Source organism: Pelagimonas sp. KU-00592-HH (assembly GCF_040369695.1).
Classification (GTDB): Bacteria; Pseudomonadota; Alphaproteobacteria; order Rhodobacterales; family Rhodobacteraceae; genus Shimia.
Genome location: NZ_BAABWM010000003.1, coordinates 486,183 through 500,280, shown reverse-complemented (window position 1 = coordinate 500,280; position 14,098 = coordinate 486,183). Strand labels below are relative to the sequence as shown.

At 61.9% G+C, this 14,098-nt stretch carries 13 protein-coding genes; 8 read left to right on the top strand and 5 right to left on the bottom strand.

Going from position 1 to position 14,098, the window contains the following annotated elements; all coding sequences use genetic code 11:
* Positions 1 to 33: 33 nt before the first annotated feature.
* On the bottom strand, positions 34 to 1,350 hold the full coding sequence (locus ABWV42_RS14785; RefSeq protein ID WP_353340846.1) for an enoyl ACP reductase FabMG family protein: 1,317 nt from the start codon (positions 1,348 to 1,350) through the stop codon (positions 34 to 36).
* Positions 1,351 to 1,814: 464 nt separating this feature from the next.
* Between ABWV42_RS14785 and gyrA the strand changes: the two genes are divergently transcribed.
* The 3 genes from gyrA to ABWV42_RS14770 all read left to right on the top strand — a co-directional run bounded on the left by gyrA (position 1,815) and on the right by ABWV42_RS14770 (position 5,679).
* Positions 1,815 to 4,499: a DNA gyrase subunit A gene (gyrA, locus tag ABWV42_RS14780; RefSeq protein WP_502930970.1), complete on the top strand. Its 2,685-nt coding sequence runs from the start codon at positions 1,815 to 1,817 to the stop codon at positions 4,497 to 4,499.
* A 48-nt stretch (positions 4,500 to 4,547) separates the two neighbouring features.
* A complete protein-coding gene (locus tag ABWV42_RS14775; RefSeq protein ID WP_353340844.1) occupies positions 4,548 to 4,976 on the top strand; it encodes a hypothetical protein in 429 nt (142 codons plus the stop codon).
* A 139-nt stretch (positions 4,977 to 5,115) separates the two neighbouring features.
* Complete coding sequence (locus ABWV42_RS14770) at positions 5,116 to 5,679, top strand: hypothetical protein (protein WP_353340843.1); 564 nt, start codon at positions 5,116 to 5,118, stop codon at positions 5,677 to 5,679.
* A gap of 9 nt (positions 5,680 to 5,688) precedes the next feature.
* Here ABWV42_RS14770 and ABWV42_RS14765 read toward each other — a convergent pair whose 3' ends face one another.
* The 3 genes from ABWV42_RS14765 to ABWV42_RS14755 all read right to left on the bottom strand — a co-directional run bounded on the left by ABWV42_RS14765 (position 5,689) and on the right by ABWV42_RS14755 (position 9,139).
* Positions 5,689 to 7,164, bottom strand: a complete 1,476-nt coding sequence (locus ABWV42_RS14765; RefSeq protein WP_353340842.1) for a carboxypeptidase M32 — start codon at positions 7,162 to 7,164, stop codon at positions 5,689 to 5,691.
* Between the two features lie 3 nt (positions 7,165 to 7,167).
* Complete coding sequence (ctaA, locus tag ABWV42_RS14760) at positions 7,168 to 8,316, bottom strand: heme A synthase (RefSeq protein WP_353340841.1); 1,149 nt, start codon at positions 8,314 to 8,316, stop codon at positions 7,168 to 7,170.
* A 76-nt stretch (positions 8,317 to 8,392) separates the two neighbouring features.
* A complete protein-coding gene (locus tag ABWV42_RS14755; RefSeq protein WP_255106608.1) occupies positions 8,393 to 9,139 on the bottom strand; it encodes an RNA methyltransferase in 747 nt (248 codons plus the stop codon).
* 125 nt (positions 9,140 to 9,264) lie between these two features.
* Between ABWV42_RS14755 and ABWV42_RS14750 the strand changes: the two genes are divergently transcribed.
* Both ABWV42_RS14750 and ABWV42_RS14745 read left to right on the top strand, forming a co-directional pair.
* Positions 9,265 to 9,594: a TfoX/Sxy family protein gene (locus tag ABWV42_RS14750; protein ID WP_353340839.1), complete on the top strand. Its 330-nt coding sequence runs from the start codon at positions 9,265 to 9,267 to the stop codon at positions 9,592 to 9,594.
* Between the two features lie 57 nt (positions 9,595 to 9,651).
* A complete protein-coding gene (locus tag ABWV42_RS14745) occupies positions 9,652 to 10,272 on the top strand; it encodes a thiamine phosphate synthase (RefSeq protein ID WP_353340838.1) in 621 nt (206 codons plus the stop codon).
* Between the two features lie 38 nt (positions 10,273 to 10,310).
* On the opposite strand, the gene ABWV42_RS14740 is transcribed toward ABWV42_RS14745, so the two are convergent.
* Complete coding sequence (locus ABWV42_RS14740; RefSeq protein ID WP_353340837.1) at positions 10,311 to 11,432, bottom strand: HupE/UreJ family protein; 1,122 nt, start codon at positions 11,430 to 11,432, stop codon at positions 10,311 to 10,313.
* Here ABWV42_RS14740 and ABWV42_RS14735 point away from each other — a divergent pair.
* The 3 genes from ABWV42_RS14735 to ABWV42_RS14725 are packed head-to-tail and all read left to right on the top strand — an operon-like array spanning position 11,431 to position 14,098.
* Entirely contained in the window at positions 11,431 to 12,243 is an 813-nt protein-coding gene (locus ABWV42_RS14735) for a DUF4198 domain-containing protein (RefSeq protein WP_353340836.1), read from the top strand. The genes ABWV42_RS14740 and ABWV42_RS14735 overlap by 2 nt on opposite strands.
* Positions 12,244 to 12,287: 44 nt before the next feature.
* Positions 12,288 to 13,181, top strand: coding sequence for a PfkB family carbohydrate kinase (locus tag ABWV42_RS14730; protein ID WP_353340835.1), 894 nt, complete (start codon positions 12,288 to 12,290; stop codon positions 13,179 to 13,181).
* Positions 13,178 to 14,098, top strand: coding sequence for a pseudouridine-5'-phosphate glycosidase (locus ABWV42_RS14725; RefSeq protein WP_353340833.1), 921 nt, complete (start codon positions 13,178 to 13,180; stop codon positions 14,096 to 14,098). The genes ABWV42_RS14730 and ABWV42_RS14725 overlap by 4 nt, the downstream gene beginning before the upstream one ends.

Sequence of the window (14,098 nt, the reverse complement as noted above, 5' to 3'; positions counted from 1 at the left end):
TGCAAGGGCGTTTCATTTTGGCTATGGCCGTCTTCAGCCGTTGGTCTTGATCAGCTGTTGCGCCACGAGATCGTGGTCAAGCCACAGGACCGGGCCGTTCGGCGCGCTGGCTTCGTTGAAGATCAGCGAACCGGTGGCATCCAGAACCAGCTGGCTCAGGAGATCACTCACCAGTTCCTTGCGGTTCTTGTGCAGCGCCACGATGTCCTGCGAGGTGCCGACGGTCTTTTCAACCTGCTCGGCGCTGTTGGGCATCGGCCAGGCCTCGAAGTCCGAAAACGCCTGCATCACCTCATCCTGCTGATAGTCACCCACCATCTTCAGAACCGACTCGAGCGACACATCGTCTTTCAGAAGCTCCTGACAGGCCTGCCACTGGGCATCGACCCATGCGCCGCCACCTTCTTTCTTGAGCGCCGACAGCAGCGGCACCAGCGAAAGCTCGATCCCGGCGAAAACGTCGGACGAGTTGGTGCGGATTTCGGGGCAGTTGAAGACGGTGGCCTTGATGCCCTTGTCCCATGCCGCCTGCGCGTGCTCTTCGAGGCGCATCTTGGCATAGCCCTGGGTATAGTTGGTGTAGGTCTGCCAGGCGTAATCGTCGCCGATCAGAACGCGGGTGCCGTGATAGCCATAGGCGGTATAGCGCACTTGACCTCCCGAGGCTTCGATCCGTTCACGGATCGCACCCGAGGCGTCCAGAAGGTGGCCAAAGGTATGGGCGGTCACCTCGTCAAAGTTCTGCAGGATCAGCTTGCCAAGATCGCTGTCAACCAGCGCCTGCGACGGCATGTAACGCGCACCACGACCTTTGTAGATGCGGTTGGCGATTGCCATGAACACCTTAGCACGCGGAATGCCGCCCGCCATCGTGTGCGCAAAATAGACGTTCTTGCCATCGGGCAGCAGCGCGTCCAGTTGCGCCATGACATCCGCCAGCGCGGTCTTGAAACGGTCAACACCAAGCGCACGGCAGCGATCAATCAGATCCCAGTCGAGCTTGTGCTCCTGCCAGCCGTCAATCGTCATTTCGCCGACGAGATCGGTCGGGGTCTTCTCGCCTTCCGGCGCGTCCATGTCGAAACCGGCCATCAGCGGCACGTTGATGATCTTGCCGCCAAGGTTGGCTTCGGCGGCGGTCAGTTCTTCATCGGTCAGCGCCCGCAGCGCGCCCGCGTCATCGCGGCGGCCGACGGTAATGCCGACCACGTTCATGCCGGCCGCCTTGGCCGACTCGATCAGGCCGGTGGCATAGCCACGGCCGAACAGTTCCCCAAACAGGACAAAAGTATCACCCGCCCCAAAAAGGGTGTTCTCGGGAATGGAAGTCAAAGGAATGGAAGTCTTCATCTCGGCTATCTTCGTTGCCTTAAGTTTTGATACGTCTTCCTACGCCTTACCCCATGCGAACGGGAATATCACCCGTGTGGGTGATGTTTTCGGGATTTTTTTACACTCTGCCCGTGGTGGTGATGCAGGGACATGCTCCGGCTTGGGCTTGGGACATGGCAACGACTGTCGCCGTTCCCTGTTTCAAAGTCTGGTGGCGTACGTCCTGTTCATCCACCAGGCCGACACACACCCCACCGACGTAATACCGACAGAATACCGACGTCACACCGACACGGGTTTTCTCAGCGCAATCCGCATTAACCCACCCCGCAAAGCAATTCCTCGCCCACGGCCATTGCCCCCATATGATGGGGCTGTTATAAAAATGACAACAAGATAGCGACCGCCAGAAAGAAGCGAGCCACTACGTGAGCGACACTCCGGAAACCCCTGAAAACGAAGAAGAATCCGTACACGAGTACATGCCGCACGACGGACCCTCGGTGACCATCGAGGAAGAAATGCGCAACTCGTACCTCGATTACGCCATGAGCGTGATCGTGAGCCGTGCGATTCCCGACCTCCGTGACGGCCTGAAACCCGTCCACCGCCGCATTCTTTATGCCATGCACGAGACCGGCAACACCCACGAAAAGGCCTATCGAAAGTCGGCCCGTCCGGTGGGCGACGTGATGGGTAAATACCACCCGCATGGTGACAGCGCGATTTACGATGCGCTCGTTCGTATGGCGCAGGATTTCTCGATGTCGCTGCCGCTTCTGGACGGTCAGGGCAACTTTGGCTCGATGGATGGCGATAATCCGGCGGCCATGCGTTACACCGAAGTGCGGATGGACAAGCCCGCCGCCTCGATCCTGGCCGACATCGAAAAAGACACCGTCGACTTCCAGGACAACTATGACGGCAAGGACAAGGAACCGACGGTGCTTCCGGCGCGGTTCCCCAACATGCTGGTCAACGGTGCCGGCGGTATTGCCGTGGGTATGGCCACCAACATCCCGCCTCACAACCTTGGCGAAGTCTGCGACGCGACGCTGGCGCTGATTGAGGATCCGGACCTGTCGAGCGAACAGCTGATCCAGTACATCCCCGGCCCGGATTTCCCGACCGGGGGCATCATGCTGGGCCGTTCCGGTGCGCGCAAAGCCTATCTCGAAGGCCGTGGCAGCGTCATCATCCGCGCCAAGACCCGCGTCGAGGAGATCCGCAAGGACCGCTATGCCATCGTCATCGACGAGATCCCCTATCAGGTGAACAAGGCCTCGATGATCGAGAAGATCGCCGAGCAGGTGCGCGAGAAAAAGGTCGAGGGTGTTGCCCACGTTCAGGATGAATCCGACCGTAACGGCGTGCGCGTCGTGGTCGAACTCAAGCGCGACGCCACCCCCGATGTGGTGCTGAACCAGCTGTTCCGCTTTACCCCGATGCAGACGTCTTTTGGCTGCAACATGCTGGCCCTGAACGGTGGACGCCCCGAACAGCTGACCCTGCGCAAGTTCCTGACCTCCTTCATCGACTTCCGCGAAGAAGTCGTGGCGCGGCGCACCGCCTTTGATCTGCGCAAAGCGCGTGAACGCAGCCACATCCTGTGTGGTCTGGCCGTGGCCGTGTCGAACGTGGACGAAGTGGTTGCCACCATCCGGTCATCGGCGGATGCGGCAGAGGCCCGTCACAAGCTGATGACCCGCCGTTGGCCGGCGGCCGACATCGCGGCCTATATCCAGCTGATCGACGATCCGACCCACACCATGAACGAGGACGGCACCTATAACCTGTCCGAAACCCAGGCCCGTGCGATCCTTGAATTGCGCCTCCAGCGCCTGACCCAGATTGGTGTCAAAGAAGTCACGGACGAGCTTGAAGAACTGGCCTCCAAGATCAAGGAATACCTTGAAATTCTCGGCTCGCGCGAACGTATCATGGGCCTGATCGCGGATGAGCTTCGCGAAGTTCAGACCAACTTTGCTGTGCCGCGCCGCACCGAGATCGTCGACTGGTCGGGTGACATGGACGACGAGGACCTGATCGAACGCGAGGATATGGTCGTGACCATCACCTCCGGCGGCTATATCAAGCGCACCCCGCTGGCCGATTTCCGTGCCCAGAAGCGCGGCGGCAAGGGTGTTTCGGGTATGCAGACCAAGGAAGAGGACGTGATCACCACGCTCTTCGTGGCCAACACCCACACCCAGCTTCTGTTCTTCACCACCGATGGCATGGTCTACAAACTCAAGACCTGGCGCCTGCCGCTTGGCGGACGGACCTCGAAGGGCAAGGCCATCGTCAATATCCTGCCGATCCCGAGCGGCGTGTCGATTGCGGCCATCATGCCCGTCGACCGCGACGAGGACGAATGGAGCGACCTGCAGATATTCTTTGCCACCTCGGCCGGTGACGTGCGCCGCAATGCGCTGAGCGATTTCACCAATGTGAAACGCAACGGCAAGATCGCCATGAAACTGCCCGAGGGCGTGGAACTGGTGAATGCGCGTATCTGTACCGAAGACGACGACGTGATGCTGGTCACCAATTCGGGTCGGGCGATCCGCTTCCCCACCACCGAGGTGCGTGTCTTCAAAGGCCGCGACTCGACCGGTGTGCGCGGTATCCGCCTGAATGACAGCGACAAGGTAGTCTCGATGTCGGTGATCCGCCACTTCGAGGCCAGCCCGGAAGAGCGTGCCGCCTATCTCAAGATGCGCCGCGCCGTGGCTGGTGTGACCGACGAGGGCGAGGCCGATGACGAAGGCGCGGTGGCAGGTGAACTCTCGCAGGAACGCTATGCCGAAATGTCGGCCTTCGAGAACCTGATCCTCACCATCACCACCGGTGGTGCGGGCAAGCTTTCGTCGAGCCATGACTATCCGGTGCGTGGCCGTGGTGGTCAGGGTGTCGCCGCAATGGACAAGGCAATGCGCGGCGGTGACCTCGTGGCCTCTTTCCCCGTCGAGATGGACGACCAGATCATGCTTGCCACTTCTGGCGGCCAGTCGATCCGCGTGCCGGTTGATGGCATCTCCTTCCGCTCCCGCTCGGCCGGTGGCGTCAGGGTCTTCAACACCGGCAAGGGCGAAGAGGTTGTCTCGGTCGCCCGGATTGCCGAACAGAACGACGAGGATGACCCCTCGGAAGGTTCGGAAGAATAACCAGATCAGGGCGGCCCGCGGGTCGCCCTTTTTGATCGCGCGCGACGCATGACCAAGGTCAAGGTTCGACTGGTGAAAAGCGCCTATGTAAAACACGCCCCTTTCGCCACCCAGAGGTCGTCCATGTTCGCAATTCGCCCCCTCGCCGTCTCCCTTGCCATCCTCGCCGCGCCCCTTGCCGCCGAAGAAATCTCGGGACCGGCCCTTTTGGACAGCCTCAGCAACCGCACCTTTGATTGCCTTCAAGGGCCGATCCCGCTGCAATGGTCGTTCGAAACCATCGCGCTGGATGCCACGGCGGTGCCCTACGTGGCCATTGTCAAAGGCAAGACCGTCGAGGCCGAATACGAGATCACCTCGAACGGGCGGCTCACCTCGGATGGCTATGGCGCAGAGCGGATCGTTGAGCGATTGGAGGACGGTGCCTTGCGCGTTACCCGCAGCGATGGGCGGGCGATGGTCTGCAAAGCCCGCTAAACCGCCACAGCCGCGTCCCAATTTCGTCCCATTCCCGGCCTAGGATTGATGCAAAGGCCGGCGCGTTAGTGGTGCCGCGTGAGTTTTACGCATTTTGTGTAGTGCCGGCCTCTTTCTACTCACGATCCAAGACGGCCCCATGCGCAACACACATCCGACCGATACACCCAGCACCCGCAGTTTCAAACTGGTCTTGATGCGTATCCTGATTGCCTCCTACCTCATGGCGGTCAGCGTTGGCATCGCGCCGGGGCCAGACCTCGTACCGACCCTGAAACACTTCATGCCCGAGACCCAGGCCACGATCATCGGCGCCGCCGCCTTGTTCCTGCCGGCCTATACGATGATGGCGGGCATCTGGCTTCGCGCTAGCATCCATGTCATCGCAATGATGGTGGTTCTGGCCACCGCACTGGATACGCTGGTGTTCAACGACACGCCGAAACTTGGTGCGCTCTGGCAAGAGGCGGTCACGCTTTGCGCCCTGCTTCAATGCCTGATGCTGATGAAGGGGCGTCACTTTCGCCACTCCTCCCTTGTCAAACGCAAGGTGGCGGTGCGCCGCCTTGATCCGCAGACACGGCTTCGCGCGGTCCTGCCCGTCACGCCCTTGCAGGACACCCCCGCCCTTGTACCTGTGCCGGTACACGCAAGAAGAAACGACATCCCCGATGACGAGGATGTCGTGAATATCTTCAGCTAGGTCCGATCGTTACAGGCCGTAAAGCGCGCCGAATTTCTCTTCGAGATAGGCCAGAAGAGGCTCGGACGTCGGGGCCATGCCGCTTGCGTGTTCGATGGTCTCGGCCGGGCGGCGCAAGCCGCCGTGGCGTTGCAGGTTTTCGCGCAGCCAACCGGTTGCGGCCGATGTGTCCCCCTGCGCAAGCTGCGCATCGAGGTCGGGAACCGCCTTGCGCAGGGCCTGATGCAGACAGCCTGCATAGACATTGCCAAGGCTGTAGGTCGGGAAATAGCCGAACAGGCCCACCGACCAGTGAACATCCTGCAAGACACCGTTCGAAGGCTTGTCGACGGCATAGCCGAAATCCGCCTCGAACCGGTCATTCCACGCCGCTTCCAGATCTTCGACCTCCAGATCGCCCCCCATCAGGGCGCGTTCCAGATCAAAGCGCAGCATGATGTGAAGGTTATACTGCACCTCGTCGGCCTCGGTCCGGATATAGCCTTTGTGAACGGTGTTCACGGTGGCATAGAACTTTTCAGGCGTCCCGACACCGAACTTGCCAAAGGTCTGGCGCATCTCCTTGAACAGCCAGCCGGTGAACGCCTGACTGCGTCCCAGCTGGTTTTCGTAAATGCGGCTCTGGCTTTCGTGCACGCCCATCGACACGCCCTGACCCAGCGGTGTCAGCGCATAGGCATCGTCGATACCCTGCTCATAGCAGGCGTGGCCGACCTCGTGGATCGTCGAATAGAAACAGTTGAACGGATCGCGCGGGCTGGTGCGGGTGGTGATGCGCACGTCATGGCCCGAGCCCGACGAAAACGGATGCACGGCCTTGTCGATGCGTCCCATGCCAAGATCATAGCCAAAGGTCTGGGCCAGCTTGCGGGTCAGCTGCATCTGCTTGCGCGGCGGGAACTTGCCCTTGAGCGCACGGGGCGCGGGCTTGTCCAGAACGGCACTGCGCAGGGCAACGAGACGCGGACGCATGGCATCGAACATGGCCTGCAGCTCGGCCGCTTTCATATCCGGTTCGTAGTCGTCGATCATCGCGTCATAGACATCGCCACCATCGGCCAGCGCCTGCCCTTCCTGACGCTTGAGATCAACAACCTCGCGCAGCACCGGAAGAAAGGCCGCCACGTCTTCATTGGCCCGCGCCTCGGCCCATTGGCCCTGTGCGCGGCTGGCCACCTTGGCGATCTGCGCCGCCAGATCCGCAGGCACTTTCATGGTGCGGGCATAGGATTTGCGGATGTGGCGCATCTGGGCCTGACCGACCTCGTCCAGCGTCGCATCGTCGATCGCCGCCAGCCATTCACCCACGCGCGGATCGGTACGGCGGGCGTGCAGCACGCTTTCCATTGCCGCCATCTCTTCGGACCGCTGCGCTGCTGAGCCGCGCGGCATGACCGTTTCCTGATCCCAGCCCAACCGGCCAGCCACCTGCCCCAGCGCCTCGGTCTGGTGCTGGAACGCCATCAACTCGTCAAATGCGGACATGGATCAACCTTCTCGAATGGAACGGGATACAGGGAAATGCGACAGGAACCGCGCCCGCAGGATCAGCACCCAGACGGCAATCGCCACGATCTGGTGCGTTATCGCGATATGGACCTGCGCGGCGTAAAGAACGGTGCCGATGCCCAGCAACAGTTGAACCGCGATAACGGCCATCACGGCGTTAAAGGCAAACTGGGTGCCCGCGTGTGCCGAAGTCCGGCCACGACGCCAGACGATCACCGCGAAAATCACGAAGAGATAGCCCCAGATGCGGTGGATGAACTGCACAAGGCCCGGATTTTCAAAGAAGTTCTTCCACAGCGGCTCAAGCAGGAACGGATCGGGCGGGATCACCTGCCCGCCCATCAGAGGCCAGTCGGTATAGCTGCGACCGGCGTCGATACCCGCCACAAGGGCCCCCAGCAGAATCTGGATAAACGCCATGTGCAAAAGGCCTGTGGACATCGAGAACAGCTTGGCCTCCTTGCCACGGCGTGCCTGCATCAGGTCACGTTCTTCGCGGCCAAGCAGGAAGATGTACCAGGCGATGAACCCAAGGATCACAAAGGCCAGACCAAGGTGCGTTGCCAGTCGATACGAGGCCACGGTGGTTACGCCTTCCCCCGACGTCACACCGGATTCCACCATCCACCAGCCCACGGCCCCCTGAACCCCGCCAAGCGCGCCGATCAGGACAAGACGCCCAGTCCAACCCGTCGGGATCTGGCGAGCGATGGCAAAACCGGCAAGGCCCAAGGCCCAGACAAGGCCGATCACGCGGCCGATCTGGCGATGGCCCCATTCCCACCAGTAGATCGTCTTGAAGTCTTCCAGCGTCATCCACTGGTTCTCGATCCGCCACTGGTCGATCTGCTTGTACTTGTCGAACTCGGATTGCCAGTCGGCCTCGTTCATCGGCGGAACAGCCCCGGTCACGGGGCGCCATTCGGTGATCGACAAGCCACTGTCGGTCAGGCGGGTCAGGCCGCCAACGACGATCATCACCACAACCATCGCAAACAGCACCATGAGCCAGGCCCGAATGCCACGGCGGGCACCTTTCGCACCCTTGTCGATCACGCCAACCGCCTTGGGGGCGTCTTTCGGGCTGCTGTCGCCGACCTCTTCGAAAATGCTGCGTTTCTGGCTCATCTGGCTGTTGATCCTCGTGCTTCTTCGGAGGGGAGATTAGGGCGCACCCTAGCGGGCTTCAAGCGGCCTGCGCGGATTAATCGCCGCGTTCTTTCCAGCGTACCATTTGCCGCATCACGCCATGCAGCATCTGCACGTCTGCACGGGTCAGGCGCATCCGGCTCCACATGTTGCGCAGGTTGGTCTTCATGCCTTCCTCCTTGCCCGGGGGAAAGAAGAAACCGGCCTGATCCAGCCGCTCTTCATAGTGGCTTTGCAGGGCTTCCATTTCTGCCTGATTGGCCCATTCGGTCTTGGCCATGTCGACGCGCTCGGCCTCGACATCGACGGCACCGCGCCGCCATTCGTAGGCTGTCAGCAAGACACACTGCGCAAGGTTGAGCGAAGCGAACTCCGGGTTCACAGGCACGTTGATGATCGCGTTGGCGCGGGCGATGTCATCGTTTTCAAGGCCCGAACGTTCCGGCCCGAACAACACGGCGACCTTTTCGCCCGCCGCAATCTTTTCACGTGCCATTTCCATCGCGCGCTCCGGTGTCACCACCGGTTTGGTCAGGCCCCGCGCCCGTGCCGTGGTGGCAAAGACAAAGTGGCAGTCTTCAAGCGCCTCTGCGGTGGTGTCGCACAGCTTGGCCTCGTCCAGAAGACGCCCTGCCCCCGACGCCATCGCCACGGCCCGCTGGTTCGGCCAGCCGTCGCGCGGATCGACAATGCGCATGCGATCGAGGCCAAAGTTCCACATCGCACGGGCGGCGCCTCCGATGTTTTCCCCCATCTGCGGGCGAACAAGAACAAAGGCGGGCTGTGGGGTCGCGGTGGGCATCGGCGTCTCTTTTTCAGAAATATCTGGCTGCTCATATCGCCCGCGTGCCCCTGATGACAAGCCGTGGCTTCAATTATCCCCCGTTCCGACCTAGAATTTTCACACATGGAACGGAGGCAATAGACATGGCCTATGACGAAGGGCTGGCGAGCCTGATCCGCGATGACCTTGTCGACCGGACCGGCATCAGTGAAAAGCGCATGTTCGGGGGGCTGTGCTTTCTCATGAACGGCAACATGCTCTGCGGGGTGCACAAGGGCGGCGGCATGTATCGTGTCGGCAAGGACAACGAGGCCACGGCGCTTGCTATCGAAGGTGCGCGCCCGATGGATTTCACCGGACGCCCCATGGGCGGCATGATCGACGTCGATGACGACCTGATGGCTGACGATGACCGGCGTGCGCAACTGCTTGCCCTCGCCCTTGATTTTGTCGCACCCATGCCTGCCAAGTAGCCAAAGCCGAAAAACCGCGTTATAGCGGCGCGAAGACTCACCGACAGGAGCCCGAAGATGGCCGAAACCGAGCTGCCCCAGATCTATCTCATCACCCCGCCCGAGATTGAACTCAGCCGTTTTCCCGAGCAATTGGCCCGGGTTCTGGACGACACCGACATTGCCTGCGTGCGCCTTGCGCTGGCCACCCAGGACGAAGACCGCATCAGCCGCGCCGCCGATGCCCTGCGAGAAACCTGTCACGCCCGTGACGTGGCAATCGTGATCGCGGAACATGTCGTGCTGGCCGAACGGCTTGGCCTTGACGGTGTCCACCTGACCGACGGCGCGCGGTCCATGCGCAAGACCCGCAAGGATCTTGGCGACGATGCCATTGTCGGCGCTTACTGCGGCGCGTCGCGTCACGACGGCATGACCGCCGGCGAACAGGGTGCCGACTACATCTCGTTCGGTCCGGTCGGCAGCACCCCTCTGGGCGATGGCACCGTTGCCGACCACGAACTGTTCGAATGGTGGTCGCAGATGATCGAGGTTCCCGTGGTCGCCGAGGGCGCGCTCGATGTCGACATCATCCGCAAGCTTTCGCCGGTCACCGATTTCTTCGGCATTGGCGAGGAAATCTGGCGCGCGGAGGACCCCGTGGCCCAGCTGGCCGAGTTCAAGGCCGCCTTCAGCTAATCCTTTGGTGCGGGCCGGATGGCCCGCCCGCCGTTCTATTAGAAGAACACCCTTTCCACGCACCAATAGGCGCCGATCAGGGCAATACCGCAGGACGCCGGCACCGCAATGCGGGCGCGATACCACGTTTTTTGCCCGAACCAGAGCCCGACAGCGAGGAACGCAAGGGCAATCACGCAAAGCTGGCCCAGTTCGACACCCACGTTGAACCCAAGGAGCGCGGCCACAAAAGTGCCCTCTGGCAGACCAAAGTCCCCCAGCACCGAGGCAAACCCGAGCCCGTGCAGCAATCCGAACAGGAAGACCACCACAGGACGCCAGCGTGTCAGGCCTTTGGACAGGATGTTTTCAACCGCGACATAGGTGATCGAGGCGGCAATCAGCGGCTCAACAATGCTTGCGGGTACCACGACCCACCCCAGCGCCCCAAGCGCCAGCGTCACCGTGTGGGCCAGCGTGAAGGCCGAAACCTGCCACAGCAACGGCCCAATGCGCAGCGACAGGAAGAACAGCCCCAGCACAAAGAGGATATGATCAAGCCCCTTGGGCAGGATGTGATCGAACCCGACCGGGATATAGGCAAGGAAGCTCTGCCAGCCACTTAGCTGGTCGCCGCCCAGCACCGAGATCGAGGGACTGCGCTCACCGCCATTCAGCGTTCCGGTATATGGGTCTTCAACGCCCTGCTGGCGCAGGATCAACAGCCCATAGCCCTTACCCCATTCCAGTGAGACCGCGCGCGTGCCCTCTGGCACCTCGCCACTCAGGCCAATCACGCTGGTGCGGGGCAATTCCACGCCAATGGCGTCTTCGATCTCCACCGCCCCAAGCCGCAGGGGCACGCGGGAGTTGTCGGCCCATAGAACCAGCGCCCCGAGGCTTTGGTCAAACCCTTCGTTGAACCGCTCGGCAAGGGCATCCGGCCCCAGCGCGCGCAAGGCCTCGTATTCCTCGGCCCCGACCTCGGCCTCGAGCGTGTCTTCCGTGACATCAAGGTCCATTCCGGCAAGAAAACTCTCGAGGTTGAGCCGCAGCACAAGGTCGGCGCGGCCATCGGCAACCGTCAGGTCCGCAATTGTCGGGTTGATCTCGTGGGCCTTGGCGGGCAACCCTAGGGCCACCACCCAAACCATCGCCAAAATGCGCAGCACCTGTCTCATGTTCCTGTCTCGCCTCTTTGCCAGTTCCGTCGCCTGCCTGTTCGCGGTCTCTTGTGCCGCGCATGAGTTCTGGCTTGAACCGCAACAGTATCAAGTCACATCCGGCATGCCTATCGTTGCCTCACTGAAAAACGGTGAAAACTTCCGCGGCACCGATTTCGCGTGGTTCGACCGCCGTATCCTGCGGTTCGATGCCTACCAGAATGGCAATGTCACGCCCGTGACCGGCCGCGCCGGAGACGTGCCGGCGGTGCGCTTTGCGACGGATCAGGCCGGTCTTGTGGTCTTTGCCCACGAGGCCGCCATGCAGACCGTTGCCTATCGCGACTGGCAGGGGTTCGTTGATTTCGCGACCCACAAGGGCTATGCCAATATCGTCGACTGGCACAAGAGCCGCGCCCTACCGGAGCCACCTTTCGAGGAAGGCTACCGGCGCTTTGTGAAATCTCTGGTCGCCGTGGGGGATGGCGCCGGTCAGGATCAGGCAACCGGCCTTCTGACCGAATTCGTCGCGCTTGCAAATCCCTACAGGATGCCCCCGGAATATGGCCTGCCGGTACAACTGCTTTACAAGGGCCAGCCCCGCCAGAACGCCCTGATCGAAGTATTCGAACGCGCCCCGGACGGAACCGTAGGGGTTTTCACGGTGGAAACCGATGCAACGGGACAGGCCACGATCCCCATTCGCGCGAACCACAGCTATCTGCTTGATTCCGTGGTCCTGCGCCCCCCGTCCGACGCGGACGCCGCCAAATACGGCATCGTATGGGAAAGCCTCTGGGCCTCGCTCACTTTCCACGTGCCTAAGTAACGGCCTCCCTTGCCATCCCTTTACCAACAGGTCAAAACCGCCCCATGACTCATGATCCTGACATCCTCTGCATCGGCTCGGTCCTCTGGGACGTCATCGGCCGTTCTCCGGCCCATATGCGACAGGGATCGGATGTGCCCGGCCGCATCACCCGCCTGCCCGGCGGCGTGGCGATGAATATCGCGATGACGCTCGCGCGGTTTGGCCTGCGCCCCGGCCTGTTGACCGCCATTGGCCAGGATCCGGCGGGACGCGAGCTGATCACCGCCTGCAACGAGTTGGGCATGGTCACCGATCACGTCTACCGCTCCGAAGACCTGCCGACCGATCAATACATGGCTGTCGAGGGCGCAAACGGGCTGATCGCCGCGATCGCCGACGCCCATTCGCTTGAGGCGGCAGGCGACAAGATCCTGCGCCCGCTTGAAAACGGGATGCTGGGCAGCGCCGAGGCCCCCTACAGCGGGTATATCGCGCTGGATGGCAACCTGACCCAGCGCCTGCTTGAAAACATCGCGCAAAGCCCGCTGTTCGCCAACGCCGACCTGCGGGTCGCACCGGCCAGCCCGGGCAAGGCCACCCGCCTCATGCCCTTCCTGATGCACGATCGCGCGGTGCTTTACGTGAACCTCGAAGAAGCCGGACTGCTGTGCCAGACCACCTTTGAGAACTCGGCACAGGCCGCAGAGGGCCTTGTTGCCCGCGGAGCACGGCGCGCCCTTGTCACCGACGGCGGGGATTCCGCCTCGGATGCAAATGCCGACGGATGCCTGACCCAAAAACCGCCCGAAGTGCTAGTGACCCGCGTCACCGGTGCGGGTGATACCTTCATGGCCGCCCATATCGCCGCCGAGGCCGCAGGCAGTGACCGCGCCGAAGCCCTCTCCCGCGCCCTGCACGCGGCCGCCACCTATGTTTCCGGAGGAAACGCGAAATGACCCTCATCACATTGTCGCCCGAAGTCGCCGAGGCCAAAGCCGCCGGCACGCCCATTGTCGCGCTGGAAAGCACGATCATCACCCACGGGATGCCCTACCCGCAGAACCTTGAAACCGCCCGTCGGGTCGAAGGTGAAATCCGTGCGCACGGCGCCACGCCCGCCACCATCGCGGTTCTGGACGGTGTGCTCTATGCGGGGCTGACCGACCAGCAGTTGGAACAACTGGCGCAGGCCAAGAACGTGGCCAAGCTTTCGCGCGCCGACCTTGCGGTCTGCATGGCGCGAGGTGGCAATGGCGCGACGACTGTCGCCGCCACCATGATCGCCGCCGATATGGCCGGCATTGCTGTCTTTGCCACAGGCGGCATCGGCGGTGTGCACAAGGGGGCCGAAGACAGTTTCGACATCTCTGCCGACCTGACCGAACTGGCGCAGACACCGGTCACCGTCGTGGCCGCTGGCGCAAAGGCCATCCTCGACCTTACCAAGACTTTGGAAGTTCTGGAAACAAACGGCGTTCCGGTGATCGCCTTTGGACAGGACAGCTTTCCCGCCTTCTGGTCGGCCCAGTCCGACCTCACCGCGCCGCTGCGCCTCGATAGCGCGGCCGAGATCGCCAGGGCGCATGTCCTGCGCGGCCAGATCGGTCTGCCCGGCGGCCAGCTGATCGCCAACCCGATCCCGACCGAGGCCGAAATCGACGCAGAAACCCTCGCCCCGATCATCGCGCAGGCCACCGCCGAAGCCGAGGCCCAGGGCGTTACCGGAAAGGGCGTGACCCCTTTCCTTCTGTCTCGGATCTTCGAACTGACCGAAGGCCGTTCGCTTGAGGCAAACATCGCACTGGTTCTGAACAACGCACGTCTTGCTGCGAAAATCGCCAGCGAGATCACAAAGATGCGTGGTAACGGGTAA

Bases quoted from the DNA above. Each gene is read 5' to 3' on its own strand.
- ABWV42_RS14785 (WP_353340846.1), bottom strand. From the start codon at position 1,350: ATGAAGACTTCCATTCCTTTGACTTCCATTCCCGAGAACACCCTTTTT.
- gyrA (WP_502930970.1), top strand. From the start codon at position 1,815: ATGCCGCACGACGGACCCTCGGTGACCATCGAGGAAGAAATGCGCAAC.
- ABWV42_RS14775 (WP_353340844.1), top strand. From the start codon at position 4,548: ATGACCAAGGTCAAGGTTCGACTGGTGAAAAGCGCCTATGTAAAACAC.
- ABWV42_RS14770 (WP_353340843.1), top strand. From the start codon at position 5,116: ATGCGCAACACACATCCGACCGATACACCCAGCACCCGCAGTTTCAAA.
- ABWV42_RS14765 (WP_353340842.1), bottom strand. From the start codon at position 7,164: ATGTCCGCATTTGACGAGTTGATGGCGTTCCAGCACCAGACCGAGGCG.
- ctaA (WP_353340841.1), bottom strand. From the start codon at position 8,316: ATGAGCCAGAAACGCAGCATTTTCGAAGAGGTCGGCGACAGCAGCCCG.
- ABWV42_RS14755 (WP_255106608.1), bottom strand. From the start codon at position 9,139: ATGCCCACCGCGACCCCACAGCCCGCCTTTGTTCTTGTTCGCCCGCAG.
- ABWV42_RS14750 (WP_353340839.1), top strand. From the start codon at position 9,265: ATGGCCTATGACGAAGGGCTGGCGAGCCTGATCCGCGATGACCTTGTC.
- ABWV42_RS14745 (WP_353340838.1), top strand. From the start codon at position 9,652: ATGGCCGAAACCGAGCTGCCCCAGATCTATCTCATCACCCCGCCCGAG.
- ABWV42_RS14735 (WP_353340836.1), top strand. From the start codon at position 11,431: ATGTTCCTGTCTCGCCTCTTTGCCAGTTCCGTCGCCTGCCTGTTCGCG.
- ABWV42_RS14740 (WP_353340837.1), bottom strand. From the start codon at position 11,432: ATGAGACAGGTGCTGCGCATTTTGGCGATGGTTTGGGTGGTGGCCCTA.
- ABWV42_RS14730 (WP_353340835.1), top strand. From the start codon at position 12,288: ATGACTCATGATCCTGACATCCTCTGCATCGGCTCGGTCCTCTGGGAC.
- ABWV42_RS14725 (WP_353340833.1), top strand. From the start codon at position 13,178: ATGACCCTCATCACATTGTCGCCCGAAGTCGCCGAGGCCAAAGCCGCC.